This window comes from Phyllobacterium sp. K27 (genome assembly GCF_054796155.1).
In genome coordinates, this window is record NZ_CM139240.1 from 1,231,715 (window position 1) to 1,254,838 (window position 23,124).

The 23,124-nt window shown below is 60.8% G+C and carries 26 protein-coding genes; 19 read left to right on the forward strand and 7 right to left on the reverse strand.

The genetic code is table 11. The annotated features are described in order from the left end of the window. The first annotated feature begins 2 nt into the window (after nt 1–2). From fhuF to ACYJL1_RS06000, 7 genes are all read left to right on the forward strand, one after another. Complete coding sequence (gene fhuF, locus ACYJL1_RS05970) at nt 3–755, forward strand: siderophore-iron reductase FhuF (RefSeq protein WP_460897476.1); 753 nt, start codon at nt 3–5, stop codon at nt 753–755. Further along, complete coding sequence (locus tag ACYJL1_RS05975) at nt 752–2,494, forward strand: cyclic peptide export ABC transporter (RefSeq protein WP_460897477.1); 1,743 nt, start codon at nt 752–754, stop codon at nt 2,492–2,494. The genes fhuF and ACYJL1_RS05975 overlap by 4 nt, the downstream gene beginning before the upstream one ends. A gap of 3 nt (nt 2,495–2,497) precedes the next feature. Further along, nucleotides 2,498–3,739, forward strand: coding sequence for an efflux RND transporter periplasmic adaptor subunit (locus ACYJL1_RS05980; protein WP_460897478.1), 1,242 nt, complete (start codon nt 2,498–2,500; stop codon nt 3,737–3,739). After that, entirely contained in the window at nt 3,736–5,772 is a 2,037-nt protein-coding gene (locus tag ACYJL1_RS05985; RefSeq protein ID WP_460897479.1) for a MacB family efflux pump subunit, read from the forward strand. Before ACYJL1_RS05980 ends, ACYJL1_RS05985 begins: the two co-directional genes overlap by 4 nt. A 145-nt stretch (nt 5,773–5,917) precedes the next feature. Beyond that, complete coding sequence (locus tag ACYJL1_RS05990; protein ID WP_460897950.1) at nt 5,918–6,703, forward strand: ATP-binding cassette domain-containing protein; 786 nt, start codon at nt 5,918–5,920, stop codon at nt 6,701–6,703. A 24-nt stretch (nt 6,704–6,727) separates the two neighbouring features. Next, a complete protein-coding gene (locus ACYJL1_RS05995) occupies nt 6,728–7,306 on the forward strand; it encodes an Rrf2 family transcriptional regulator (protein ID WP_460897480.1) in 579 nt (192 codons plus the stop codon). Between the two features lie 30 nt (nt 7,307–7,336). After that, nucleotides 7,337–8,119, forward strand: coding sequence for a LuxR family transcriptional regulator (locus ACYJL1_RS06000; protein WP_460897481.1), 783 nt, complete (start codon nt 7,337–7,339; stop codon nt 8,117–8,119). A gap of 96 nt (nt 8,120–8,215) precedes the next feature. Here the strand turns inward: ACYJL1_RS06000 and ACYJL1_RS06005 are convergent, their stop codons facing one another. The 3 genes from ACYJL1_RS06005 to ACYJL1_RS06015 all read right to left on the reverse strand — a co-directional run bounded on the left by ACYJL1_RS06005 (nt 8,216) and on the right by ACYJL1_RS06015 (nt 11,517). Then, complete coding sequence (locus tag ACYJL1_RS06005) at nt 8,216–9,655, reverse strand: hypothetical protein (protein WP_460897482.1); 1,440 nt, start codon at nt 9,653–9,655, stop codon at nt 8,216–8,218. A gap of 289 nt (nt 9,656–9,944) precedes the next feature. Next, entirely contained in the window at nt 9,945–10,583 is a 639-nt protein-coding gene (locus tag ACYJL1_RS06010; protein ID WP_460897483.1) for a glycosyltransferase family protein, read from the reverse strand. A gap of 43 nt (nt 10,584–10,626) precedes the next feature. Beyond that, a complete protein-coding gene (locus tag ACYJL1_RS06015; RefSeq protein WP_460897951.1) occupies nt 10,627–11,517 on the reverse strand; it encodes an NAD-dependent epimerase/dehydratase family protein in 891 nt (296 codons plus the stop codon). On the opposite strand from ACYJL1_RS06015, the gene ACYJL1_RS06020 reads away from it, so the two are divergent. Then, nucleotides 11,419–11,778: a hypothetical protein gene (locus ACYJL1_RS06020; protein ID WP_460897484.1), complete on the forward strand. Its 360-nt coding sequence runs from the start codon at nt 11,419–11,421 to the stop codon at nt 11,776–11,778. The genes ACYJL1_RS06015 and ACYJL1_RS06020 overlap by 99 nt on opposite strands. A gap of 270 nt (nt 11,779–12,048) precedes the next feature. Here the strand turns inward: ACYJL1_RS06020 and ACYJL1_RS06025 are convergent, their stop codons facing one another. Both ACYJL1_RS06025 and ACYJL1_RS06030 read right to left on the reverse strand, forming a co-directional pair. Next, a complete protein-coding gene (locus ACYJL1_RS06025) occupies nt 12,049–12,510 on the reverse strand; it encodes a GtrA family protein (RefSeq protein WP_460897485.1) in 462 nt (153 codons plus the stop codon). 489 nt (nt 12,511–12,999) lie between these two features. After that, complete coding sequence (locus ACYJL1_RS06030; protein WP_460897486.1) at nt 13,000–13,269, reverse strand: hypothetical protein; 270 nt, start codon at nt 13,267–13,269, stop codon at nt 13,000–13,002. A gap of 28 nt (nt 13,270–13,297) precedes the next feature. Here ACYJL1_RS06030 and ACYJL1_RS06035 point away from each other — a divergent pair, with 28 nt between their 5' ends. From ACYJL1_RS06035 to ACYJL1_RS06070, 8 genes are all read left to right on the forward strand, one after another. Then, a complete protein-coding gene (locus tag ACYJL1_RS06035) occupies nt 13,298–13,753 on the forward strand; it encodes an RNA polymerase sigma factor (protein WP_460897487.1) in 456 nt (151 codons plus the stop codon). 174 nt (nt 13,754–13,927) lie between these two features. Beyond that, a complete protein-coding gene (locus ACYJL1_RS06040; protein WP_460897488.1) occupies nt 13,928–14,944 on the forward strand; it encodes a FecR family protein in 1,017 nt (338 codons plus the stop codon). Between the two features lie 424 nt (nt 14,945–15,368). Further along, a complete protein-coding gene (gene exbB, locus ACYJL1_RS06045) occupies nt 15,369–16,412 on the forward strand; it encodes a tonB-system energizer ExbB (RefSeq protein WP_460897489.1) in 1,044 nt (347 codons plus the stop codon). Nucleotides 16,413–16,417: 5 nt separating this feature from the next. After that, nucleotides 16,418–16,909 carry a TonB system transport protein ExbD gene (gene exbD / locus ACYJL1_RS06050; RefSeq protein ID WP_460897490.1) on the forward strand — a complete coding sequence of 164 codons (492 nt, stop codon included), beginning with the start codon at nt 16,418–16,420 and terminating at the stop codon, nt 16,907–16,909. Continuing rightward, the gene (locus ACYJL1_RS06055; RefSeq protein ID WP_460897491.1) at nt 16,906–17,820 is read left to right on the forward strand and encodes an energy transducer TonB family protein; all 915 of its coding nucleotides are present in this window, start codon (nt 16,906–16,908) and stop codon (nt 17,818–17,820) included. The genes exbD and ACYJL1_RS06055 overlap by 4 nt, the downstream gene beginning before the upstream one ends. A gap of 4 nt (nt 17,821–17,824) precedes the next feature. After that, nucleotides 17,825–18,442: a cytochrome b gene (locus ACYJL1_RS06060; protein WP_460897492.1), complete on the forward strand. Its 618-nt coding sequence runs from the start codon at nt 17,825–17,827 to the stop codon at nt 18,440–18,442. 22 nt (nt 18,443–18,464) lie between these two features. Continuing rightward, nucleotides 18,465–19,052, forward strand: coding sequence for an invasion associated locus B family protein (locus ACYJL1_RS06065; RefSeq protein ID WP_460897493.1), 588 nt, complete (start codon nt 18,465–18,467; stop codon nt 19,050–19,052). A 111-nt stretch (nt 19,053–19,163) separates the two neighbouring features. Beyond that, complete coding sequence (locus ACYJL1_RS06070; RefSeq protein WP_460897494.1) at nt 19,164–20,051, forward strand: LysR family transcriptional regulator; 888 nt, start codon at nt 19,164–19,166, stop codon at nt 20,049–20,051. Between the two features lie 13 nt (nt 20,052–20,064). On the opposite strand, the gene ACYJL1_RS06075 is transcribed toward ACYJL1_RS06070, so the two are convergent. Both ACYJL1_RS06075 and ACYJL1_RS06080 read right to left on the reverse strand, forming a co-directional pair. Further along, on the reverse strand, nt 20,065–20,661 hold the full coding sequence (locus ACYJL1_RS06075; protein WP_460897495.1) for a mobile mystery protein B: 597 nt from the start codon (nt 20,659–20,661) through the stop codon (nt 20,065–20,067). Beyond that, nucleotides 20,658–21,119: a mobile mystery protein A gene (locus ACYJL1_RS06080; RefSeq protein WP_460897496.1), complete on the reverse strand. Its 462-nt coding sequence runs from the start codon at nt 21,117–21,119 to the stop codon at nt 20,658–20,660. The genes ACYJL1_RS06075 and ACYJL1_RS06080 overlap by 4 nt, the downstream gene beginning before the upstream one ends. 441 nt (nt 21,120–21,560) lie before the next feature. Here ACYJL1_RS06080 and trbB point away from each other — a divergent pair, with 441 nt between their 5' ends. The 3 genes from trbB (at nt 21,561) to ACYJL1_RS06095 (ending at nt 23,121) form a co-directional block, all read left to right on the forward strand. Further along, nucleotides 21,561–22,517 (forward strand): P-type conjugative transfer ATPase TrbB, encoded by a 957-nt coding sequence (trbB, locus tag ACYJL1_RS06085; protein WP_460897497.1) that lies wholly within the window; start codon nt 21,561–21,563, stop codon nt 22,515–22,517. A gap of 74 nt (nt 22,518–22,591) precedes the next feature. After that, nucleotides 22,592–22,858, forward strand: coding sequence for a TrbC/VirB2 family type IV secretion system protein (locus ACYJL1_RS06090; RefSeq protein WP_434058027.1), 267 nt, complete (start codon nt 22,592–22,594; stop codon nt 22,856–22,858). Then, nucleotides 22,858–23,121 carry a VirB3 family type IV secretion system protein gene (locus ACYJL1_RS06095; RefSeq protein ID WP_460897498.1) on the forward strand — a complete coding sequence of 88 codons (264 nt, stop codon included), beginning with the start codon at nt 22,858–22,860 and terminating at the stop codon, nt 23,119–23,121. Before ACYJL1_RS06090 ends, ACYJL1_RS06095 begins: the two co-directional genes overlap by 1 nt. Nucleotides 23,122–23,124: the final 3 nt, after the last annotated feature.

Genomic DNA, 23,124 nt, shown 5'->3' on the forward strand with positions numbered 1-23,124 from the left:
CCATGGCCGCGACTATCAAGGAATTCCTCACCGCGATTGATGTGCAGATCGAACGTCAGTTCGTCATCACGCAAGCCATGGACGCCGAGCTGCCCGGCGAGGCGATTCTGGACGGTGGCCTGCACGCCTTGCTTGAGCGCTATCTTGCCGGCTTCCCGGCCGGAACCGACCGTCGCGGCGTCGCCTCGCTGTGGAGCACGATCTATTTCAACCGGTTTCCCGGTCCTGTGGTCGGCGCCGCGCTTGTCGGCGGTCGACGTTTGCCAGTCGGCTTCACTGAGGCGGGCCTGACGCTGTCCGACGACGGCCGCCACGTCGCCGCGATCTGCATTCCTCATGGCGGCGCTCCAATCGAAGGCGATGTGTTCACCCGCCTGCACGCGCTGGTGCGGGAGCACCTCGATCCGCTGATCAGGTCCATCTCGGCTTGGGCGCGGATCTCGCCCAAGGTGCTTTGGGGCATCGTCGGTAACGGTCTCGACTGGACGCTTCGCGACATTGCCGCGCTGCCAGAAATGCAAGCAGAACACATCGCCGACTTCAATCGGATACTGATCGAGAGCCATTGGCCTGACGGCTGGCGCAATCCGTTGTTCGAGCCAGTCCGGTATGTCGATAGCCCGAAAGGCCCGCGCCGCGAGAAGCGGGTCTGCTGCCTTCGATACCTACTCCCCAACGACGATTTTTGCAGCATCTGCCCGAGCGAGGTGGTCGCGAAAGCCGGAAAAGCATGTCTGAAGGAGGTCGTGACATGAGCGAGGCGAAGACAACACTGATCGGCGAGAGCGTCCGCCTTCTGAGACCGTTCTGGCCGATTGCGCTGTTCGCAACAGGCATGGGAACACTGAGCGGCCTCGCGACGGCCTGGCTTCTCGCGACCATAAATCATGCGCTTTATGGCGAGGGCGATATTACGGCGGCGATCATGTGGACCTTCGCCGGGCTGGTCGTGCTGACTCTAGCAGGCGAAATCATATCCGACTTTGGCAACAGCTTCATCGGCCAGCAGGTCATTTCATCGTTGAGAAAGGGGCTGGTCGCGAAGGTGGTCGCGGCGCCGATCGATCAGCTTGAGCGTTACAAGACCCATCGGCTCCTGTCGGTACTCGGCCAGGATGTCGATACTGTATCCGGATTTTCCTACAACTTTTCCTCGCTGGCCATCGCGCTGGCGGTCACAACCGGCTGCGCCATCTATCTGATCTTCCTGTCGCCGTCCCTTTTTGTGATCGTTGCGATCGCAATCGGCGCTGGTGTCGGGATCAACCGATATGCCCGGCAGCGCGGCGCGGTCTGGTACGACCAGGCACGCTCGGAGCAGGACGAGGTCTACAAGCACTACCGCGCGATCACCGAAGGCGCAAAGGAACTCCGCATAAATCGAGACCGCCGCCGCCGCGTCCATCGAGAGCAACTGAACGGCGCGATCGACCGTATCCGGGACATGAAAGTGAAGGCGTTCCGCATCTTCATGTCGGCCAATGCCGCCGACAGCGCGCTGTTCTTCGCCATGATCGGCATCATAGTCGGCTGGCAGGGCTGGTTCGCCGTTGATCGAACCGTCGTCTCGGGCTTCGTACTGGTGCTGCTCTATGCGAAGGGGCCGTTAAATCAGGCCCTCGGCGCCTACTCAAGCTTCGTGAATGCACAGGTCTCCTTCAAACGTATTGCGCAACTTTCAGCGGACTTTGCGAATCCGGAAGCACATTTGTTTGATCCTCAGAAATCTGAGGACCGGGCCGCGCTAGCATCCACAATTGAGACGATCGAACTACGCGGCACCAAATACACCTTCCCGGCGACCAATGGCGTGGAACCCTTCACCCTCGGGCCGGTCGACCTGACGATCAAGGGTGGGGAGACCCTCTTCATCGTGGGAGAGAACGGCTGCGGCAAGACCACACTAATCAAGCTGATCCTCGGACTATACGAGCCGCAGGAAGGAAAACTGTTGCTCAACGGCGAACCTGTCACGTCGGAGAAACTCGACGATTACCGCCAGCTTTTCTCGACTATCTTTTTCGACTATTTCCTCTTCGACGACCTTGTCGCTCCCGATGGAATATTGCCGGACGCGATCACCGACTGGCTTAAGAAGCTGGAGATCGCCGACAAGGTTGCCGTCAAAGGTGGACGCTTCTCTACCACCGACTTGTCAGCGGGGCAGCGCAAACGACTCGCGCTTATTCAGGTCTGGCTTGATGGCAGACCTCTAATCGTCTTCGACGAATGGGCGGCCGAGCAGGATCCCACGTTCCGGCGACTGTTCTATACTGAGATGCTCCCTGATCTGAAGCGACAGGGTAAATCGCTAATCGTCATCTCCCACGATGATCGCTATTTCGGTGCGGCCGACCGACTGATCCGTCTCGAGAAGGGAAGGATCGTTGAGGCGATCGATCGTCCTGACGAAACCTGGGGAATCCCGGTCAGGGGCCGTGCAGAAAAAAGACCGCCAGCTTCTCCATCTCCCAACGAGACAGGAGGAGGTTGAGCCATGGTTGCATCCCATTCAGCCGCTCGCCCGATCCAATCTTTGCGCCGTCACGCACGGTGGCGGCGTGGCGCGCTGGTGGCGTGCGCCATGTTATGCACTGCCGGTAGCGGATTCTATTGGGCTGTCGGCGCGGCATTGCCTCCGAACAAGGATATCGTCTCTGAAGAGGTGGCGCGTGGCCTCATCGAGGACGTCGTGACCACTACCGGCAATATACTGCCACGTGCCTATGTCGATGTTGGCGCCCAGGCTTCCGGGCGGCTCGACATCATCCATGTCGCGATCGGCGATCAAGTCAAGGCCGGCGATCTTCTGGCGGAGATCGATCCTCAGGTCCAAGCCGCAAAGGTCAATGCCGACAGGGCCGAACTGCATCAGCTTGAGGCAAACCTGGCCGCCCAGGAAGCGGAGGCCGCCTTCGCCGACGCGCGATCGAGGCGCAACGCGCAACTCGCACCAACGAATGCGATTTCGCAATCCGCATTCGATGAGGCAAAGCGCGATGCGAAGATAGCCACAGCCAAGGTCGAGGCGATCCGAGCCGAGATCGAGAAAATGCAGTCAACGCTACAGTCGGACGAGGCGCTACTCGGCTTCACGAAGATCTACGCGCCTATGTCGGGCACCGTTGTGTCCATCGACGTACGCGAGGGACAAACTCTTAACGCTGCTTATTCCACGCCGGTCGTGATGCGCATCGCAGAATTGGGGACGATGACTGTCTGGACGCAGGTCTCGGAGGCCGACGTTACCCGGCTCCGTGCAGGAATGGAGGTTTGGTTCACAACGCTCGGGCATGGCGACCAGCGCTGGACGGCACACCTGAAACAGATATTGCCGGCCCCACAGAAGCCGGAAAAAGCGGCCAATCAGGCAGACAGCGCTGGGGTGTCGTCCAGCTCCACAAACAATGTCGTGCTGTATACTGCGCTGTTCGATGTGACCAACGCAGCTAACGAGCTCCGACCGGAAATGACCGCGCAGGTCTCGTTCGTGGTGGCGCAGAAGGAAGACGCGGTCATCGCGCCGATGGCGGCCCTGCGTTCCAAGCCACTGCCCAACGGCCACGCTCACGTGGACGTGCTGGAACCTGACGGGCAGCGGATCGATCGAGGCATAATGGTCGGTCTCAGAAACCGTTTTGAGGTTCAAGTCCTGTCCGGGCTGAAACCAGGCGAGCGAGTGGTAACCGGAATGCGCACGAGCAAGGACGCGCAATCACTCGTCAGGTTCCGCCTATGACGGTGTCGGCTCCGATGTCTCACGCACCCGCCTGCACGCCGCTGATTGAGCTCCGCGATTTGCGCAAGGTCTTCATGACCAGCGACAGCGTGGCAGTCGAGGTACTGCGCGGCCTGTCGATCAGCATCCATGCCGGCGAATTCGTTGCTATCGTCGGCCAGTCGGGCTCCGGCAAATCCACGCTGATGAACATCCTCGGCCTTCTTGACCGGGCGACCGGCGGCAGCTACCGGCTCACAGGACGCGACGTCGCTGGCCTCGACCGTGACGAGCAGGCGTCGCTCAGGCGTGAGGCCTTCGGTTTCGTCTTCCAGCAATACAATCTCATTCCCTCGATAACCGCTTGCGAGAATGTCGAGGTGCCGGCCGCATATGCCGGACTCGCACCGAGGGAGCGCCGGCACCGCGCCGCTGAACTGCTCGGCCAACTCGGCCTCAGCGAGCGGCTCAATCACCGTCCGGGGCAGTTGTCCGGCGGCCAGCAGCAGCGCGTTTCGGTCGCGCGCGCCCTTATGAATGGCGGGCGCATCATTCTCGCCGACGAGCCGACCGGCGCGCTCGACAGCGTCACGGGCGAAGAGGTGATGGCGCTCTTGAAGCGGCTTGCCGATGACGGGCACACCATCATCCTGATCACACACAATCATGAGGTCGCTGCCGCTGCGCGGCGCATCGTCGAGATAAAGGATGGCCGGATCGTCTCGGACGCCGCATCGACAACGACTGGCCAAGGCCCTGTCGCTGCCGCCGCGACGAGTGCCGTTCCCCAACTGCCAAATCAACGTTCCGATGAGAGCGCAGTAGAATCCTTCTCTCTTCCGAAGGCGTCGGCCGGCGCGCCGCTACTCGCTAACATGCGCGAGGCGATGCGCTCCGGCGTGCGCGCACTCGGGTCCAATCCGTTCAGGACCGGCCTCACCCTTCTCGGCATCGTCATCGGCGTCGCCTCGGTCGTTGCGCTGATGGCGATTGGCGAAGGCGCGCGCCAGGACGTTATTACCCGCATGGCGACCTTCGGCACCAACCGCATGTATCTGATCCCCGGAGGCGAGAGCAGTCGCGGCCCGGGCGGGCGTCTGCTGCCCGCCGATGTGCTCTATGTGCGCTCGGTCCCCAATGTCGCGGCGGCGATGCCATATCTCCAGGGTAAAGTCACGGTGCGTGCAGGCAATGTGGATTACCCAACGCAAGGTGCCGCGATCACAACCGACTTCCCGCGCATCCTGAACTGGCCATTGGAGCGCGGTGTCTTCTTCACCGAGGACGACGAACTGAAGCTCGCGACGGTCGCCGTGATCGGTACCAAGCTCGCAGCCCGGATGTTCCCGGATGGCTCCGACCCGATTCGCCGTTCGATTCTGGTCGACGGCGTGCCGTTCCAGGTCATCGGTGTGCTGGCGCCGAAGGGCGCGGACGGCCAGGGCGGCGATGACGATGACACGATTGTGTTTCCCTATCCGACGGGTGCCGCCCGTGTCTTCGGCAAGCAGGATCTCTCTTGGATTTCGGTGCTGATTGACGATCTCGACCAGGCCGACGAGACCGAGGCCGATATTATCCGCGCGCTCGAACGCGCTCACGGCGTCCGCGACTTCCGCATCTTCAACCAGGCCGCCAGTATCGAGGCGCGCTCGAAATCGCAGGACACGATGACGTTGCTGCTCGGCTCGACGGCAGCGATCTCGCTGTTGGTCGGCGGCATCGGCGTCATGAACGTGATGCTGATGACGGTCAGCGAGCGCACCCGCGAGATCGGCATCCGCATGGCGACGGGCGCACGCACCGCCGACATCCTGCGCCAGTTCCTCTCCGAGGCAATTGTGGTCGCCGGCGTCGGCGGCATTGTCGGGGCCGTGATTGGCATCATGGTCGGCGCCATCGCGGCCTTTGGCTTCGGCATACCCGTCATCTTCACCGGTCTCGCCCTGGTCGGCGCGGTCGCAACCGCCATTCTCACAGGTCTCGTGTTCGGCTTCATGCCGGCGCTGCGCGCCGCGCGCCTCGAGCCCGTCACCGCGCTCGCGAGGGAGTAATAGCATGAGCAATGTCACGCAGATAAATGCCTATCACCCGTCCGGAACAGTTGCGACCGCACTGGCCGCGAACGATACCGGCCTGAGCCGCGAGCAAACCGCGCAGGCGAACACCGTCGCCGTCGCAACCAGCGAGCGGCGCAGCATGGAAGAGACCTCGCCTTTGTTTGTGCTGGACGAGGTGTCGTTCTCAGTGTCCGGTCGCGCGCTGCTGGAGCCGCTGACCCTGAATTTGCCGGCGCGGCGCATCGTCGGCCTGATCGGCCATAACGGCTCCGGCAAGTCGACGCTGCTGAAGATCCTCGCGCGCCAGCAGCCGGCGAGTGGTGGAACCGTACGCTTCGAGGGCCGGGCGCTATCCGACTGGGGCGACCGGCCCTTCGCCCGCAAGCTCGCTTATCTACCACAGCATACCCCGGCGGCTTCCGGCATGCTGGTCAAGGAATTGGTCGCGCTCGGCCGTTATCCCTGGCATGGCGCGCTCGGCCGCTTCGGAAAGGGCGACCGGGAGAAGGTCGACGAGGCAATGTCCCTCACGGATGTGACGGGACTGGCGGACCGCCTCGTCGACACGCTCTCCGGTGGCGAGCGGCAGCGCGTCTGGCTCGCGATGCTGGTGGCCCAAGACGCTGAATGCCTGCTGCTCGACGAGCCGATCTCCGCGCTCGACATCGCCCATCAGATCGAAGTCCTGTCTCTGGTGCAGAAGCTCAGCCATTCAAAAGGTCTGGGCGTCGTCGTCGTCCTGCACGACGTCAACCTGGCAGCACGGTTCTGCGACGAACTGATAGCACTGCACTCTGGTCGAATAATCGCGCGAGGAACGCCCGAGGAGGTGATGACCCCGAGTCGGCTCGAGGCGATTTACGGACTCCGCATGGAAATCATGCGCCAGCCGTCAACACAGCGAATTGTCGCCATCGCGACCTAGCCGATAAAGGAACGGGAGGATGACATGCGCCTATCACGACAATCCGAAATTGCCATCGGCATTCTTAACGCATGTGCGCTCAAGAGACATGAGATCGCCCAGACCGCGGAACTGGCCAGGCAGACCGGTACGACCAAGTTCTTTGCTGCACAAGCAGTAGCTCTTCTTGTCAGAGGCGGATTCCTTCGAAGCAAGCGCGGGCGCGGTGGAGGTGTAGCTCTCGCCCATCCTGCCGCAGAAATCCGGCTCGGCGCCGTCCTTCGATTGACGCAAGACGGCCGGCGTCCTGGCGTTGGCCGCCGGCCATCGGCACGACCCAACTCATCTGTTCCGTGGCTCGCATTTGATCGTGTCCTCCTCGCAGCCTGCGACTCGTTCCTGGACACATTCGATGACTTCACTCTGGCGGACCTCGCGATGGGGCTGAACGGTTTCGATATCGGGAGCACCAAGGCGCCGGTTGTTTCTACTCTGCCATGTCAGGAGCGCTGCAAACTGCAGACATGGCGGCACCTTGGTAGAACATATACACGCCCGGCGCCGCCCGGTCCGACAGTGGCAACGAATTCCCATCCGCGAAAACGGAGCATTTTGAATGAATAGCGATTAAGCAGGGGAGGTATTTTAGCACCAATGACGATCTTAGAGGAGTATCTCTCTGCCCTTGAAACGGCAGAAACCGCGGATGAAGTAACGGATGCGGTGCTTCGAATCGCCAGGCCGCTCGGCGTTACAGGAATTCTTGTTGCAGACCTCCCGACCCGACGCGAGCGCCTCGGTCCACTTATCCGCCTCCAAACCTGGAATGAGGATTTGATGAGCCGATATGATCGCCTTGGATATGTGCATATTGATCCCGTCGCCAAACATCTTCGCGTGGCAGATGCGCCATATGTCTGGAGCGAACTCTATGCGACGCGATTGCTAACCCCCGACGAGCGAAGGGTTGTCGACGATAGAAGACGCGCCGGTCTGATCGATGGTCTGACGGTTCCAATCCATGGACCTTGCATGCGGATAAGTGGTGTCTCCTATTCCATTGATGGGCGGAAACTGGCCGAACGCGACCGCTTGACGCTCAGATTCATGGCAATGATTACCCATAATTTGCTCGACGACATAACGCTGGGATTGCCTGACGATAAGGCTTGCTACGAGCTCAGCGACGATCTTACCGAACGAGAGGCCGAGACCCTCCACTATGCGATGATGGGTTACAAGTCGAAGCAGATCGCCCATCTCATAGGCACGTCCATCCGGACGGTCGACAAGCATATCGGCCAGGCCATGAAAAAGCTTCACGCCGAAAGCCGTGGCGAAGCAATAAGCAAAGCTGTCGCCCTGCGAATCCTGAAACCCGATCTGCGTCGCAATGTCGTTTCTCTCTCGCAGTGCGCGTCGCGATCCGCAAAATAGCGCATTGTCCTCGCCGCAACAGCCTCATCAATGTGAGCTTTTCGGACCTGTGCCGTAACGCAGTTCCAAACTAGGCATCTTGGGCAAGCCCGTTGACTATGACCGCAAATATCGTGGAGCGAACGAGCTATGAAATTTTCCGAAGCTCTCTTCTCCACCTCCAGATTCTGCAACCCGGCGAGAGCCTGTGAGATAAGCCTCTGTCATGCTCCGAATGGCCGTGACTTGAGGAGGCGTCAAGGGAACGAAGTCGAATAAGCCGTAGGTTTGTGCTTGCGTGCCCGGCACCGGATTGAGGGAGCGCCACAGGTCCGGGGCAAAACTAACCTCGAGCGGCCCAGAGAACAGAGCAACTGAAATTGGATAAATTGCCTGGTCCAGGCGGCCTGCATCGCCTCCGAAAATGGTGAGAAATACCGCGCCAGAGCCGGCGACCTCATCGCACTTGAAGGCATGCGATATCTGCAAAGCGGTCGCTTCGTCGTACGAGAAGCCCCCGAGGGTATATTGCGGCTCGGTCCTGATATGGAAGACGACCTGGGCGCCGCGATGGTAGGTGCTCACACCACGACATGAGACTGACAGCGTCGCCGGCAGAGCCGGCTTGAAACCCGCCTCGAACAGGCGAAGTCTGAGGTAGAACACGTCATTGTGGTGTGTGCTGATCACCACCGCGCTGTTGTGATGGCCGATCTGTTCGACAAGTTGCGCGATCCGATTCATCGACGTTCCAACGGCACCCTGCCACCGCTCCCAGAGGAGCGGAGACCATAGCCGGCCGAGAAACATCCGCGGCCCGTCGCTGACCGAACTTACCCATAGGAGCGTGGGAGGTGTTACGAAGGACACTGCTCCGAGCATCACGATGACAAGTGCCGCAGCCTTCTCATATTTGCTGCAACTCGTTACGGCGGTCGCAACCCATTGAAGTCCACGTCCTCCGATTGTCGCCACGATCGGAGTGAGCAATGGGTAGATGTACCGGACCTCTCTCGACGTCATGAGAGCATAAATTGCCAGCAGGAGTGGGTATCCGATGAGGGCGGCGGCGATGATCCATTTCTTCTCTTGAAGGGCTTTGCGGCCGATGATGAAGGCACCGATCAGGCACACGAAGAGCATGATCGGCCCCCAAAAATACAGGAAGGTAAGGGCTGCATCATCGAGCGAGTACCACCCCTCCACGATTGCCTTGAATTCACGAGCAATCCGAAACGAGGCCCAGATCGAATATTTGGTGAAGGCTTCCATCGCGGCGAGGGCTACGATTCCGCCCGTCACAAGGGCGAGCACGCGCATGGCGCGTTCTGACGTTGAAACCGGCGTCGAGAAGACCAGCAGCAGAAGCAGCGGCGCAAGCAAAACTGCATCGAGGCGACACATCGTTGCAACGGCCATCAACGCCCCGGAGAGCACGTATGATCGCGGCTTCGCCTGTGGCCCGATTACCGCGAGGGCAACGGATGAAAACGCTGCGGAGACGATGTTGTCGTTAAAGAAGAAACCCGTCTCGGGAATTCCGGGTGTGAGCAACATCGCGGCAATTGCTGCGACGGGGGGCAGGGATTCCACTTACGCGCAAAGATGACTGATGCGACAAGGATCGTCGCAAGACTCGTAAGCGTCAGGATGGAAAAGGCCCAATCGCCCGCCATGCCCGTCGTCTCGTATATCGTCGCCAGGATATGAACGACGCCGGCGCGGGTTAGATAGATGAATTCGGTAATCAGGGGGAGGAAGGGGTCATGCGCTTCGACGCCTTCGCCTTGAGCATAGAGCGCGATAGACGCGATCTGAGCCGAAAAGCCCTCGACGTGCACTGGCGTCAGCGCGGGGAGAAGGAGCCAGATAGCGATTGCAACCGCCGGGACCAGAGGCTCCAAAGTTCGGACGCGTTGGCGAATATGTAACACCCGCCGATCGCATTCGCGCTCTCGACCTGCTTCTCTATCGTTCCGACCACTTCTCCGTCAGCGGACAGGCGCAGGTATGAAAATGCAGGATTGCTCGACCGAAAAGTCAGGAGTGCTCCGTCCGCACCGTCGGCGAGGCGCGCGACGGCGGCCATCAGACCGTTGCAGGAGAATGCGTGGTCACAGTCGTTGACTGCAAAGGGCCCAAGGGATGCGAGAGCTGCGACACCCAGCGCAGCCGTTTCGGCTGCACCGGAGGTAGTCTGGTCTAGCTCTACGATTATTGCTTCAGGATAATACCGAATGATCTCGCGATCGATAGCGTAGTCAATCACATGCTCCTTCAACACGACAAAGACCGTTTCCCGACGGATATCGCCCGACGTACGCTTTCTGTTGCCCACCAGAACAACGGCCGACCGGCAACGGTCACGAGTGGCTTCGGGACACGGATCGTAGGATCGGCGCGAAAACGGCTGCCTTTTCCCGCCATCGGCATAACCAGCGCGAGCGACGGGTGCGGATCGACTGGGTTTCGGCTCGGATTCCATGCCGTCAAGTCCACCAACGCGCCGCCGATCTCCGGAGCCGCCTTCATGATTGCGGCTCCACGATTTGCTTCACATAGTCGATCGTGGCTGCAAGCCCTTCGCGCAGGTCAATCTCTGCCGACCACCCGAGGCGACTGGCAGCATGCTCGGTGCTCCCAAGAGTGAATTTCTCCACCTCGGCCTCGACCATCTCGCGCTTTAGCGGGTAGGGACCTGCAAAGAGGCTAGGGTAGGCATCCCAGAATGAGGATGACGGCCGAAACTCCGCGACGATGCGTGCATCGAGCAAGTCGGTGATAAGCCGATACATCTCGTTTACCGAGGAGGCCCGTCCCGAGGCCACGTTGAAGATCTCGCCGGACGCTTCGGGTCGCTCAAGGCATGCGAGATTGATCGCAATAACATCATCGAGATAGACGTAGTCTCGCTGCTGTGTCCCGTTTGCATGCAACAGCGGAGGGCGACCGGCCATGAGTTCTCGGATGACGTAGCCGACGAATGGCGGCGATTTTCTCACCATGTTCTGGTGCGGACCATAGACATTGTAGTATCTCGTGATGACTACATCGAGATCATAATTCTCTTTGTACGAGTGGCACAATAACTCTGCCTGATGCTTGGACATAGGATAGATCAGACTCGGTGCAACGGGATCTGATTCTTTGCACGGAAAGCGCGTATTATTTTCATACACGGCCGAAGTGCTCGCAAACACGACTCTTCTGACACCGCATCGCCTGGCCATCTCGAGCACGTTGGCGGTGCCGCCAACATTTACAGATATCGCCTCGCTCGGATCCGATTGGCATTCGGCAAGACTGGATATTGCCGCCAAATGGAAGACGACATCGGTGCCTACAAACGCCTGCTCAAGGGCTGGGGACCGGATATCCAGCTCATGGAACGGGCATATCAGCTCGGCACCGTGACGCAGGTTTCAGGGTCACGCATTGGAGACTGGTTCAAGAACCGAAGGACAGCCAAACGCGGTCTGCCCGGCGGAAAGAGAAAGTTTGCCGATCCGGCGCGAATGCCGGTCAAAAACCAACCGAACCCGAGGAAAAGCCCACCAACGGAGGTGTTTTGCCCCTTGTGTTCTTTCATTGGAGACTGGCATTCGCGCGATGTAAGCCCTGCTCCAGCGGCTTTGTCAGATCCGTCAACAGCGCCTGATCGTCGCCATGAAGGACGATGACGTGACTAAAGGAATTACTTGCGGCATAGCGGAACGCGATTTTGTGAGACCCGCCGAGGCCGTAGTTCGCTCTGTTCCGGCATACCACCCAAGGCACGTTCTGGATGTCCGACAGTGCTTCCAACGCATGGTAAGGAGTGCGGTCTTGCGACCTGATTGTCGACGACGAGGATTTCCGCCAACCCCGGGCAATGCTCCAGAGCTGCCTGGCGAACAACCCTTACGACTTGTTTTTCGCAGTTGAAGCAAGGAATGAAGAGCAGGATCCGATCAGTCATTGGCTGATCGCCCCACGGAAAGAGTGGCTTCGCTAAGTTTTCGCGCGACAAAGAAATTTAGCAGTAGTTGGGGTGGCGTCACGAAGATCTTTGACAGCAGAATTGCTGCGCCGTCGTTCGTCGAAGACAGGAACGACGATAGGAGAGTGGATAGCCGGGGACTGAGCGCTTGGATCAATACCGAGGCGGCGACGATCACGAGAAGAGTGTACGCCACATAGGCGAGGAGGCGTGTTCCCCCCCATCGAGGGGCCTTTTGGAAAAGAGCTTGACGGGCTGCACTGAATACAAGCGCGGAGGCTATCGCAGAACTGACGAGATTTGCCGTAAACGGTGGTAGATGGGCTTCCAGCGTCAACCAAAGATAGAGGGCGCAGTCGATGAGCCATCCGATGGCTGCTATACTGGTGAAGGGCACGAAAGATGCCCTGCGACTCGCAACGCGAGATGCCAAGCGCGACTCGTGCGATGTGCTGTCTTCTGCTGGACACGGCAGCCATCTGCAGCGAGCCATCCATAGTCTCCCGACCCGTATCGTTCTCTTTGGGGAGACGAAACGAACACTGGATTTTCAAGGGCAGTGCGTTGTTTTTGTGCGGAGAGGTTTTGCCGCTTCGGCGTCCGCGAGGCCATCGAACCCCGGTGCCGGAAGCCTGCCGGCCCTTGATCTCCGAAATGAAAGCTGCGCTGGTCGAAAACGGCGCGTTCCAGATTCCGGTTTAATCAACTGCGTGCCACTATCAAGATTTGCACGAAATGACGGCTGATCGGCGCAATGTGTTTCTAATGCGCAACACAACTTAAAAAAATGCAGCCGCGAATGGAGCAGCGTGTCGGTGCAGCCGCGACCGGACACCTTCTCCACGCGTCAACAAAATCAAGCACTAAACATGACCTTTCTACTCATCATTTCTCCAGGACCCTTACCTGGAGGGATACGTTCTTAGAGTAGTTCTAAATCATTGTCATTGCAGGCGATTTCGATCTTGTCTATCGAAACGGCGTCCTCGCCGGGCGCGGCGGTGGCGAAAATGGATATCAACTCGCGTCTCGGTGAACGATCGCCAAGCCAGTCTGCCACAGCAAGCCACAGCGTATGTAGCCAGCCAAGGTTTTGACGGACCCACGGCGTAGTGGCGAGCGAGACCAAGAGGCGCGAGGTCGAATGGGACAGGCTGATGTCAGTGGCGAGTTTGAACGGCGTTTTTCTCAAGCATCGGCGGTCGATGATTTGGAGCGTAATGCGTATCGTCCGCGATCCGAATACTGCCGAGGACCTGGCGCAAGAGGCATATCTTCGGGCCCGAAAAACGATCGAAAAGGGCGCCATCGAACAGATCGAGGCATTTTTGAACTGCACCGTTCGCAACCTCGCATTTGATCACATGCGCCGGCGCAAGACACGCGAAAGAGTAGAACGACAGGATCTCACTGAAAATGAGATCGAAGGCGTTCCCGCAGATATACCTTCCGCAGAGGCCACGGTAATCGCGAAGGACAGCATGGAGCGTTTCGAAAAGGCGCTTGCGGCCTTGCCCGAGCGGACGCGGAAGGTCTTTGTGCTCAGCCGGATAGAGGGGTGGCCATACCCCCGAATTGCAGAAGAGCTTCAGATTTCTCCACGTACCGTCTTCACTGATCTGAAACTCGCGATGGGACACCTCCGGGAGGCCGTCGACGAGCCCAACCAGACGTGAGTCCCGACGGTTGCTGATCTCGGGCGATCTATGTAAATTCCCAAGGAAGACACATTCTAATGCGCCGTCAGGACGATTTTTCGTTCCAGGCGGCGCTGAACCTATGCGAGATTGCAGCCGTTGAAACGTCCCAAGTATTATAGGGCTCGAAGCCGAACAGATTGGATGGCCTGAGTGGGACGAAAATCATCCGATGAGGATGCACCACAAGATATCTATACGCATCCCGATCCAATAGCCGACGAGGCCCTCGAATGGTTTGCGCGATTGCAGACCGGCGGGAGGGATCCCGCGGTCGTTGGAGAATTCGAGGCTTGGCTTGCAGCCGATCCCCGTCATTCTGTTGAATTCCGGAAGCTCCAGGCTATCTGGGGTTCGAGCGAACTCGAAGGAGCAGCGAAGAGAGTCGGTCGCCAACTGAAGAGACCTGGGGGTTCCATCCTCTCGCGAGGGGAAAAGCAGTCTTTCCAGGGGCGCTGGACGGTTGGTGTCGCTGGGTTGGCGGCCATGCTCATCGTGTTGATTTTCGTTCACCAACTGCCCATGCTTATGTTGCAGTGGCGAGCCGATTATATTTCTGAAACCGGAAAGCAGACAACTGTTACGCTGCCCGACGGCTCCACAATGATCCTCAATACCGACTCTGCCGCGTCGATCGATTTCGACGGCAGCCGGCGGAACGTCACGTTGCTTCAAGGTGAGGCGTACTTCAATGTGATCCGCGACCCTGACCATCCGTTTCAGGTTACCTCGGCGTTTACACGTGTTGAGGCGAAAGGAACCGCGTTTTCGGTGCGGATGGAGAGTTCATCGGAATTGGTCGTGCTTGAGCATGGACGTGTTGGAGTGACGCTTCTATCGGATAGCCGTGACTCGGTGGATCTCGAACCGGGGCAGATCGTGACCGCGACCGAACACCGGCTTTCTCGCGTAACGAGTGTCGATACCGCAACGGAATTCGCCTGGCTGCAAGGTCGAATGAGCTTTTATGATCAGCCCTTCTCCCAAGTAATCGCGAGACTGCAGCGATACTATCGAGGTCATATAATACTTGCTGATGCGCAAATTGGGCAGACGATTGTCAGCGGCAACTATCGTCTCGACGACCCGGAGGGGGCCATTCGTTCACTCGCCGCGGCCGCTAAAGCGAATATGACCCAACTTCCTGGTGGCATTATCATCCTGCGCTGAGAGCATGCCTTTTGCGAGATTGCTTTCCCTGAAACGTCAAGTTTCAGGGGCCCGAAGCATGCACCATGTAGGCAGGCCCCAACTCTGAACAGAGAGGGCCTTTGGTATGAATGCACTAGATCAGGCGAATTGGACATTCACTTACCGCTTTCGCCTGATGACTATCTTGAGCATCTTGGTGGCTGCTGCGGCTTGGCTATGCTTGCCTGCGCAAGCCCATGATCCCAAACCGGGGGCAGAATTCAGCGCTCGTGCGGCGTCACTCGCTCAGAGCAAAGCCGGTTCAACTGAGCTGACGGATGCTGAGGTCGCCGCAACAGGCGATCCCTCCTCCACCAGCCATGCCGGCGAACTGCGGCCGAACGGGGCATTGGGAGAGACCCGGAATACGGCTCCAGAGACAGGCGTTGTCACGGACACCGATATGGAAGTCGAGGACCGGGCTACAGCCGCCGCCGGCACGCCGCCGATCGGCGCGGGTCAGGCCGAAACCTCGATCAAAGGCGTTACCTCGACACAGCTTGTGCCCGCCGACCGGATGATACCAGACCAGCAGTTAAGCGGCGAGCCTGCCGAGGGGAACGGCGACGCCGGTTCAGTTGGAAACCGTCAAAATGACGTCTTGCCGGAGACCGGTGCGAAACAACTCCCTGACGCGACGCTGCCAGTTGATACGCCATCTCTGCTGGACGATCCCGCAGGAGCAATTTCGCACATGTTGACGCCGGGGGAGCGGCGAGCCGACGTGCCTCACGACCTGTCGCCCTGGGGCATGTTCATGGCGGCCGACCTCGTCGTGAAGGCGGTGATGATCGGCCTCGCCTTCGCTTCGCTTGTCACCTGGACGGTGTGGCTGGCGAAGTCGCTGGAGCTCATGGGCGCCCGCGCGCGGGCCAATCGCACACTCGCCGCGATCCGCGCCTCGAAGACGCTCCACGAGGCCGTGCAGCGGGTCAACGGCCGCGGCGGGCCGGCATCCCTGATGCTCAAGGCGGCGAAGGAAGAGGTCGATCTGTCCGATTCCGCCATCGACCATGCCGGTGGCGCGGGCGTGAAGGAGCGCGTCTCGGCGGCACTCGGCCGGATCGAGGCCTATGCCGGAAGGCGCATGTCGAAGGGCACCGGCGTGCTCGCCACGATCGGCTCAACCGCGCCTTTCGTCGGCCTGTTCGGCACGGTCTGGGGCATCATGAATTCCTTCATCGGCATCTCGGAAGCGCAGACCACCAATCTCGCCGTCGTGGCGCCGGGCATCGCCGAGGCGCTGCTGGCGACGGCGCTGGGCCTCGTTGCCGCGATCCCGGCCGTCGTGATCTACAACGTCTTCGCCCGTTCCATTACCGGCTATCGGCAATTGCTTGCCGATGCTGCCGTCGGCGTCGAACGGCTGGTCAGCCGCGATCTCGACTTCCGCAAAGTGCCCGGCAATACGGCCTCATCGCCTGCGCCGGCGCTGGCGGCGGAGTAAGCAGCATGGCCGGAGGAATACGCGAGCGTGCAGGCGGCGACGATCTCGAGGAGAACCACGAGATCAACGTTACGCCCTTCATCGACGTGATGCTGGTGCTGCTGATCATCTTCATGGTGGCCGCTCCCTTGGCGACCGTCGACATCAATGTCGATCTGCCGGCCTCGACAGCAAAGCCGCAGGAGAAGCCCGACAAGCCGCTCTATCTCACGCTGAAGACCGACCTGACGCTCAGCCTCGGCAACGATCCGGTCGCGCGCGAGGCGCTTGCGGCCGAGCTCGATCGGCGCAGCGAAGCCAACAAGGACACGCGCAGCTTCCTGCGCGCCGACAAGGGCGTCGACTACGGCGAGTTCATGAATGTCATGAACCTGCTACGCGACGCCGGCTATCTCAAGATCGCGCTGGTCGGCCTGGAAACCCTGCCGCAGCCCATCGTCGGAACTGACGATGCCGGCGTGAAGCCGGTCACGTCCGATCCTGGCAGTGCGCCATGAGCGTGATCGAGCACGAGTTGCGCGGCCGCTGGCGCATCGGCGAGATCGCGCTCTGGACCGGCGCCAGCCTGGTCGCAATCTGCGCCCATGTCGGCGCGGTGGCCTGGGCGCTGCAGGAGCCGCCGACCGTCATGGCGGACTCGCCGCCTCCGGCGATCATGATCGAGCTCGCGCCGACGCCGGAAGCTGTCGAGACGGAAGACACCAATGTCGCGCCCGACCAGACCGTCTCGGAGAATGTGCAGAGCCAGACCGTCGAGCCGGTGAAGGACCCCACGCCGGAGGTCACGCCCGAGCCGACGGAGACGGCGGAGGAAGAGACGCCGGAAGAGATCGAGAAGCCGGAGGAAACGGCCGAGGTCAAACCTGACGAAAAGGTCGAGGATGCCGATCCGGTCGAGGAGCAGATCCTCGCCCAGCTCGACAAGGTCGAGGTCCCGGTCCCGGTGTTCCGGCCGAAGCCGCCTGAAAAGAAGGAGGTCGAGAAGGAAAAGCCGCGCAAGAAGGCCGAAAGGCCGAAGCGCAAGAAGCCGGCGCCGGTGTCGCGGCAGGCCGACCAGGCGCAGGCCCAGGTCAGGGAAAGCAGCCGCAATGCCGCAAGCGCGTCGTCGAGCGGCAGCGGTTCGTCGATGTCGCCAGCCAAATGGCAGTCCCGGCTGATGTCGCATCTGGAGCGGCGCAAGAAGTACCCCTCCGGCGCGCGCTCGCGCGGGGAGACCGGCGTCGCCTATGTGCGGTTCCGCATCGACGATGCCGGCAACGTGCTCTCGGCCTCGCTGGCGCGTTCCTCCGGCTTCCCGGAACTCGACGCTGAGGTCATCGCTCTCGTGCGACGGGCGTCTCCGGTGCCGCAGCCGCCGCCAGGCGTGAATAAGACGGTCATCGCTCCAGTCCGGTTCAGCGTGCGGTGAGACTATGGGAACCAAGCCCAATGAGCCTGCGACACGAATCTGGTTCGACAGCACTACGCGCTTCGGGCTGATCACCCGCATCCTGCATTGGGGCATGGCCTATTTGCTGCTATGGCAGTTCGGCGTGATCCTGTCCTACCGGGTCTTCGGCCCCCTGGAGATCATCAAGACCATCACCTGGTATGGACCCAACCATGGCACAGTCGGCCTCCTGACATTCCTGCTTGTCGTGGCGAGAACGCTCTGGACGTTCGCCAACCGGCGTCGGCGCCCATCCCATGCTCGCGGCTGGCCCGGTCGCGTCGCCGCTGCCGGTCATGTGGCGCTCTACCTCACGATGTTCACGGTTCCTACAGTCGGGCTCTTGCGCATCTATGGGGACGGCCACGGCTGGAGCCCTTGGGGCTTTCCGGTCATCCCGGCGACGGGCAAACGTATCGAGTGGATGGTGGCCCTCGGCAACGCTAGCCACGGCATCTTCGCCTGGACGCTCGCTGCGTTCATGGCCGGTCACATCGTTATGGTCTTCGTCCATAGGATGATGTTCCGGGACGGCATCCTGTCACGCATGACCGGGCCGCTGGGTCGGCGGAAGCCGTCATCCCCTTCAAGCCCTGATTAATCTCCAACGAAAGCAACATCTTATGTCCCTTGAAGTTTCCTCAAATATCCCAAGCATTCTTCTACCGCTCGCAGCAGTCCTCGTATTGGGCGCGATGCCGGCCTCTGCACAGGACAAGCCCGCCGCGAAGGGAGATCGCGCCGCGGCGACCGTCTCGCTTCCGAACGGTGCAAACTCGATCAACGAGACCTATGGCGATTGGTCCGTCGCTTGCTCGATCGCTGATGGCCGCAAGATCTGCGTGATGAGCCAGGCGCAGGGCGACAAGCAGACCGGCCAGCGTCTGTTCGCCGTCGAATTGCAAAGCCCGAAGGATGGCAAGACCGACGGCATCCTTCTGATGCCGTTCGGTCTCAAGCTCGACGACGGCGTGAAGCTGAAGATCGACGAGCAGAATCTCGGTCAGGGTGTGCGCTTCTCCACCTGCTATCCGCAGGGCTGCATCGTTCCCGTCTCGTTCCCGACCATTGCCACCGACGCGATGAAGAAGGGCACCAGCCTGATCATAACAGCGACGAACGTCGCAGGCGGCTCCGAAGTGCCGACCTTCAAGGTCTCGCTCAACGGATTTACCGCCGCCATGGACAGGAGCACCGAGCTCGCGAAATAGCAACCGGCCGCACACCCGTCTCGATCAAGGACCAGGGAGCCCGCGAAACGATATCATCGAACCCGGCACCCAGCCGACCGTGAAAGAGCCGGCGCGGAAAGGAAGGAACAATTGGACCTGCGCCATCTCCGCTTTATCGTCGCCAGCGCCCGCAACGGCAGCTTCAGCGCGGCCGCGCATGAGTTCAACGTTCGCCAGCCGATCGTCAGCAAGCGCATCAAGCAGGTCGAGCAGGAGCTCGGCATCCAATTGTTCGACCGCACCACAGCCGGTGCGCGGCTGACGCCGGCCGGCGAGGAATTCGCCATCGGCGCACGTCGCATCATCGAGGATGTCCATCGCCTCACCGAACGGGCGAAGGCGCGCGGCGCCGGCAAGCTGGGGCGTGTCGTGGTCGGCTTCTACAAATCACTTTCCGCAGGTGGCTTCCGCGCCGCCCTTGCCTATTTCCGTGAACGTTATCCGGACATCGAGGTGGAATTGATCGAGACGCCTTTTATCGAACTGACCGCCGCCGTGCTGTCTGGAGCGATCGACGTCGCCATCATTCTCGGCGATGCCGGCAAATGCGAGGTACTGGATTCGGTTGCGCTTTGGTCAGAACATCTCGTCGTCGCGCTTCCCGAAACTCATCGGCTGGCCGACAGGCCGTTCATCTACTGGCCGGAGTTGAAGGGCGAGCGCTTCCTGATCAGCCGTCACGAGCCCGGGCTGGATATCCGCAATATCCTGCTGCACAATCTGGCCGCGCCTTCCGACCATCCCGACATCGATACCCGCCATCTGAGCCGCGAGAGCATTCTGGCCGAGGTCGCCGCCGGCCAGGGTGTCGCGCTCCAGTGTGAATCCGCTGTGGGCCTCACCAGTCTTGGCGTAGTCTTCCGTCCGGTCCACAACGGTAACGGCGCGACACGGCTTGGCTATATCGCCTGTTGGCGCCCGGACAATACCAACCCCGCCCGCAGGTCTTTCATCGACGCGCTTAGGCCGCGAAGGTGATCGCGGGTTGGTCTCAGCTTCGCGCAAATTCGAGTAGCAGGCCGATATCGTGATCGTCCGCGGCTTTTAATGCAGCGACATAGCGCGCCCGCAATTCTCCGACATCGGCCAGGCTACCGCCGCCCCAAGAGAAAGGCTCGCCGCCGAGCTGCTCGACGAGCAGATCGGCCGCCAGGCGCGCATGGCGTCCATTGCCGTTAGGGAAAGGATGAGTCGCGACGAGGCGGTGATGAAACCGGATCGCGATTTCGTCGCGCGGGTAGGTCTCATGCTCGATCCAGAACCGGACATCGCCCAGCAGCGCCGCAAGCTCCATCGCAATGCGATAGGCCTGAATGCCGATATTGCGCTCCGTCGTCCGGAACGTGCCGGCCCATTGCCAGACATCCCCAAACATCCGCTTGTGCAAGGTCTGCGTGAAGTCGACGCTGAGCAGCCTGTCGAGCGGCAGTCGCCTGAGCCTGCGCGCCCAGGCGGCTCCTTCAACGATGTTTTCCTGCTCGGCCTCGTTGAGGTCTTTCCTGTGCGTGATCCAGCTCTGCAGCAGGCCCTCACGCTCCTGTGGCTCGAGCGGCGTCGCATCCTCCGGCTCCTGGAAGAGATCGGTCATGTCTCGTTCCAGAGATCGCGCTCGGAGAGCCTGTCGCGGATATAGGCCTGGATGCGGGCCTCGAGATCGGCATCGTCCGTGCCTTGTGCTTCCAGCCGCATTGTATGCGCGACGCGCTGCAGCTCGCGCATCGCAATCTTGCGCGCGCGGGCATTGACCATCGCCTCGAGCGATGTGTTGGGGACGAGCGCATAGACGAGTGTGCAGTCGAGCGCTTCCGCCGCGCGACGCAGCGTATTCAACTGGATCGTGCCTGCCGCCTCCGACTTCTCGATCGTCTCGACGGTCTGCGAACGAATGCCCATTCTGGCACCGAGCTGCGCCCTGGTCATGCCGAGCGCATCGCGCAGCGCCCGCACCCACCCTTTCGGCGGGGCCTTAAGGCGCTCGGTCGGCCGCAGCCCGTCGAGCCTTTCGTCGAGCCTTGTGCGGGCTCTCTTGCGCGCTTCGCTTTTCATATTATCCTGCCTCTCGGAATCAGCTCATAGTCTGATTTTAAGCCGCTAAATATCAGTTTATAGCATGAAATAGAACCCAAAAAATAAGCCTATAGCCTGATATACGATGCGCAAGAATCAGCCTACAGGCTGTTTAGAACAACGACAACGCAAGAAGCCGCGGCAGGATAACCGACAGCCCTTGCTCGCATCCGCATCACATCGATTCGGGTCCACTGACGATCACCACTGACTATCCGACAAACGCCCCGCCGCGAGCCGCAAGTATTTTTTCGCTCGTCTACGAGCGGCTACGAAACGCTGAAGAATAGTGTTGCGGCAACGTAATTTGTGCCTTTCTTGATTGTCCCGTTGCCATCCATCCGTCTCGCGGATGGCAGATCGGGGGTCTTCGTGGAAGCTCAAAATCGGAACAGGGAAGCGGTATCGCGTGGCGCGAGGATGTTGCGCACGGCGCTTGGCCCTGCGATCGCGGCTTACCTCGAAGACCCTTCGATCGTCGAGGTGATGCTGAACCCGGATGGCCGGCTCTGGGTCGACCGCCTGCGTGAAGGCCTGGTCGCCACCGACAATATCCTGATCCCGGCCGACGGCGAACGCATCGTCAGGCTCGTCGCCCATCATGTCGGTGCCGAGGTGCACCCAGGCAGTCCCCGCGTCTCGGCCGAGCTGCCGGAGACGGGTGAACGCTTCGAGGGCCTGTTGCCGCCCGTCGTCATGGCCGCCACCTTCGCTATCCGCAAGCCGGCCGTCGCCGTGTTCACGCTCGCCGACTATGTCGCCGCCGGCATCATGACTGAGCCCCAAGCCGACGTGCTGCGCCTTGCGGTCGAGAAACGGAAGAACATCCTTGTCGCCGGCGGCACCTCGACCGGCAAGACCACGCTCACCAACGCATTGCTCGCCGAGGTCGCGAAAACCTCGGATCGCGTCGTGTTGATCGAGGATACGCGCGAGCTGCGATGCGCCGCGCCCAATCTCGTGGCGCTGCGCACCAAGGACGGCGTCGCCTCGCTCTCCGACCTCGTGAAGTCGTCGCTGCGCCTGCGACCCGACCGCATCCCGGTCGGCGAGGTGCGCGGCGCCGAGGCCCTCGACCTCCTGAAAGCCTGGGGAACCGGCCACCCCGGCGGCATCGGCACCATCCACGGCAACACGGCGATTGGCGCGCTGCGCCGCCTCGAGCAGCTCGTGCAGGAAGCCGTCGTGACGGTCCCACGCGCTCTCATCGCCGACACCATTGATCTGATCGCCGTGCTCTCCGGTCGTGGCTCCGCGCGCCGTCTCGCCGAGATCGCCCTCGTCGACGGGCTCGATAACGCTACCGGCGACTACCACACCCTCAACGCATCTCTCCCATCCCAACAGCAGCCTCTCTCGAAAGGAGATCAGCAATGAAGCCGTCTGTTCTGTTCGCCGTCCGCCACGCCCGCGATGGCCTTGTCCATGCGACCGCTCTCGCGACCGTCGCCATGCTGGTGGCTACGCCCGCCCATGCCTCGGGCTCTTCCATGCCCTGGGAAGAGCCGCTTCAGAAGATCCTCGAATCCATCGAGGGACCGGTCGCCAAGATCGTCGCTGTGATCATCATCATAGCCACCGGCCTGGCGCTCGCTTTCGGGGACACGAGCGGCGGCTTTCGCAAGCTGATCCAGATCGTGTTCGGCCTGTCGATAGCGTTCGCGGCCAGCTCCTTCTTCCTGTCCTTCTTCTCTTTCGGCGGCGGGGCGCTTGTCTGATGGAGGATGAGGTCCGCGGCTTCTTCACACCGGTGCATCGCGCGCTGACCGAGCCGATCCTGCTTGGCGGCGCGCCACGCTCGGTCGCCATCCTCAACGGGACGCTGGCCGGTGCAGTCGGCCTCGGCCTGCGTCTCTGGATTGCCGGCCTCGCCATCTGGGCGATCGGACATTTCGCTTCCGTCTGGGCAGCCAAACGTGATGCGCAGTTCGTCGACGTGGTGCGCCGGCACCTGCGCTATCCCGCGCATATGGGCGTGTGAGGT

Bases quoted from the DNA above. Each gene is read 5' to 3' on its own strand.
- ACYJL1_RS06065 (WP_460897493.1), top strand. From the start codon at position 18,465: ATGTCCCTTGAAGTTTCCTCAAATATCCCAAGCATTCTTCTACCGCTC.
- ACYJL1_RS06080 (WP_460897496.1), bottom strand. From the start codon at position 21,119: ATGAAAAGCGAAGCGCGCAAGAGAGCCCGCACAAGGCTCGACGAAAGG.
- ACYJL1_RS06075 (WP_460897495.1), bottom strand. From the start codon at position 20,661: ATGACCGATCTCTTCCAGGAGCCGGAGGATGCGACGCCGCTCGAGCCA.
- fhuF (WP_460897476.1), top strand. From the start codon at position 3: ATGGCCGCGACTATCAAGGAATTCCTCACCGCGATTGATGTGCAGATC.
- ACYJL1_RS06035 (WP_460897487.1), top strand. From the start codon at position 13,298: ATGCGTATCGTCCGCGATCCGAATACTGCCGAGGACCTGGCGCAAGAG.
- ACYJL1_RS05995 (WP_460897480.1), top strand. From the start codon at position 6,728: ATGCGCCTATCACGACAATCCGAAATTGCCATCGGCATTCTTAACGCA.
- ACYJL1_RS06020 (WP_460897484.1), top strand. From the start codon at position 11,419: ATGGAAGACGACATCGGTGCCTACAAACGCCTGCTCAAGGGCTGGGGA.
- ACYJL1_RS06000 (WP_460897481.1), top strand. From the start codon at position 7,337: ATGACGATCTTAGAGGAGTATCTCTCTGCCCTTGAAACGGCAGAAACC.
- trbB (WP_460897497.1), top strand. From the start codon at position 21,561: ATGTTGCGCACGGCGCTTGGCCCTGCGATCGCGGCTTACCTCGAAGAC.
- ACYJL1_RS06055 (WP_460897491.1), top strand. From the start codon at position 16,906: ATGAGCGTGATCGAGCACGAGTTGCGCGGCCGCTGGCGCATCGGCGAG.
- ACYJL1_RS06060 (WP_460897492.1), top strand. From the start codon at position 17,825: ATGGGAACCAAGCCCAATGAGCCTGCGACACGAATCTGGTTCGACAGC.
- ACYJL1_RS06095 (WP_460897498.1), top strand. From the start codon at position 22,858: ATGGAGGATGAGGTCCGCGGCTTCTTCACACCGGTGCATCGCGCGCTG.
- ACYJL1_RS05975 (WP_460897477.1), top strand. From the start codon at position 752: ATGAGCGAGGCGAAGACAACACTGATCGGCGAGAGCGTCCGCCTTCTG.
- ACYJL1_RS06005 (WP_460897482.1), bottom strand. From the start codon at position 9,655: ATGTTGCTCACACCCGGAATTCCCGAGACGGGTTTCTTCTTTAACGAC.
- ACYJL1_RS05980 (WP_460897478.1), top strand. From the start codon at position 2,498: ATGGTTGCATCCCATTCAGCCGCTCGCCCGATCCAATCTTTGCGCCGT.
- exbD (WP_460897490.1), top strand. From the start codon at position 16,418: ATGGCCGGAGGAATACGCGAGCGTGCAGGCGGCGACGATCTCGAGGAG.
- ACYJL1_RS05985 (WP_460897479.1), top strand. From the start codon at position 3,736: ATGACGGTGTCGGCTCCGATGTCTCACGCACCCGCCTGCACGCCGCTG.
- ACYJL1_RS06090 (WP_434058027.1), top strand. From the start codon at position 22,592: ATGCTGGTGGCTACGCCCGCCCATGCCTCGGGCTCTTCCATGCCCTGG.
- ACYJL1_RS06010 (WP_460897483.1), bottom strand. From the start codon at position 10,583: ATGGAATCCGAGCCGAAACCCAGTCGATCCGCACCCGTCGCTCGCGCT.
- exbB (WP_460897489.1), top strand. From the start codon at position 15,369: ATGGAAGTCGAGGACCGGGCTACAGCCGCCGCCGGCACGCCGCCGATC.
- ACYJL1_RS05990 (WP_460897950.1), top strand. From the start codon at position 5,918: ATGGAAGAGACCTCGCCTTTGTTTGTGCTGGACGAGGTGTCGTTCTCA.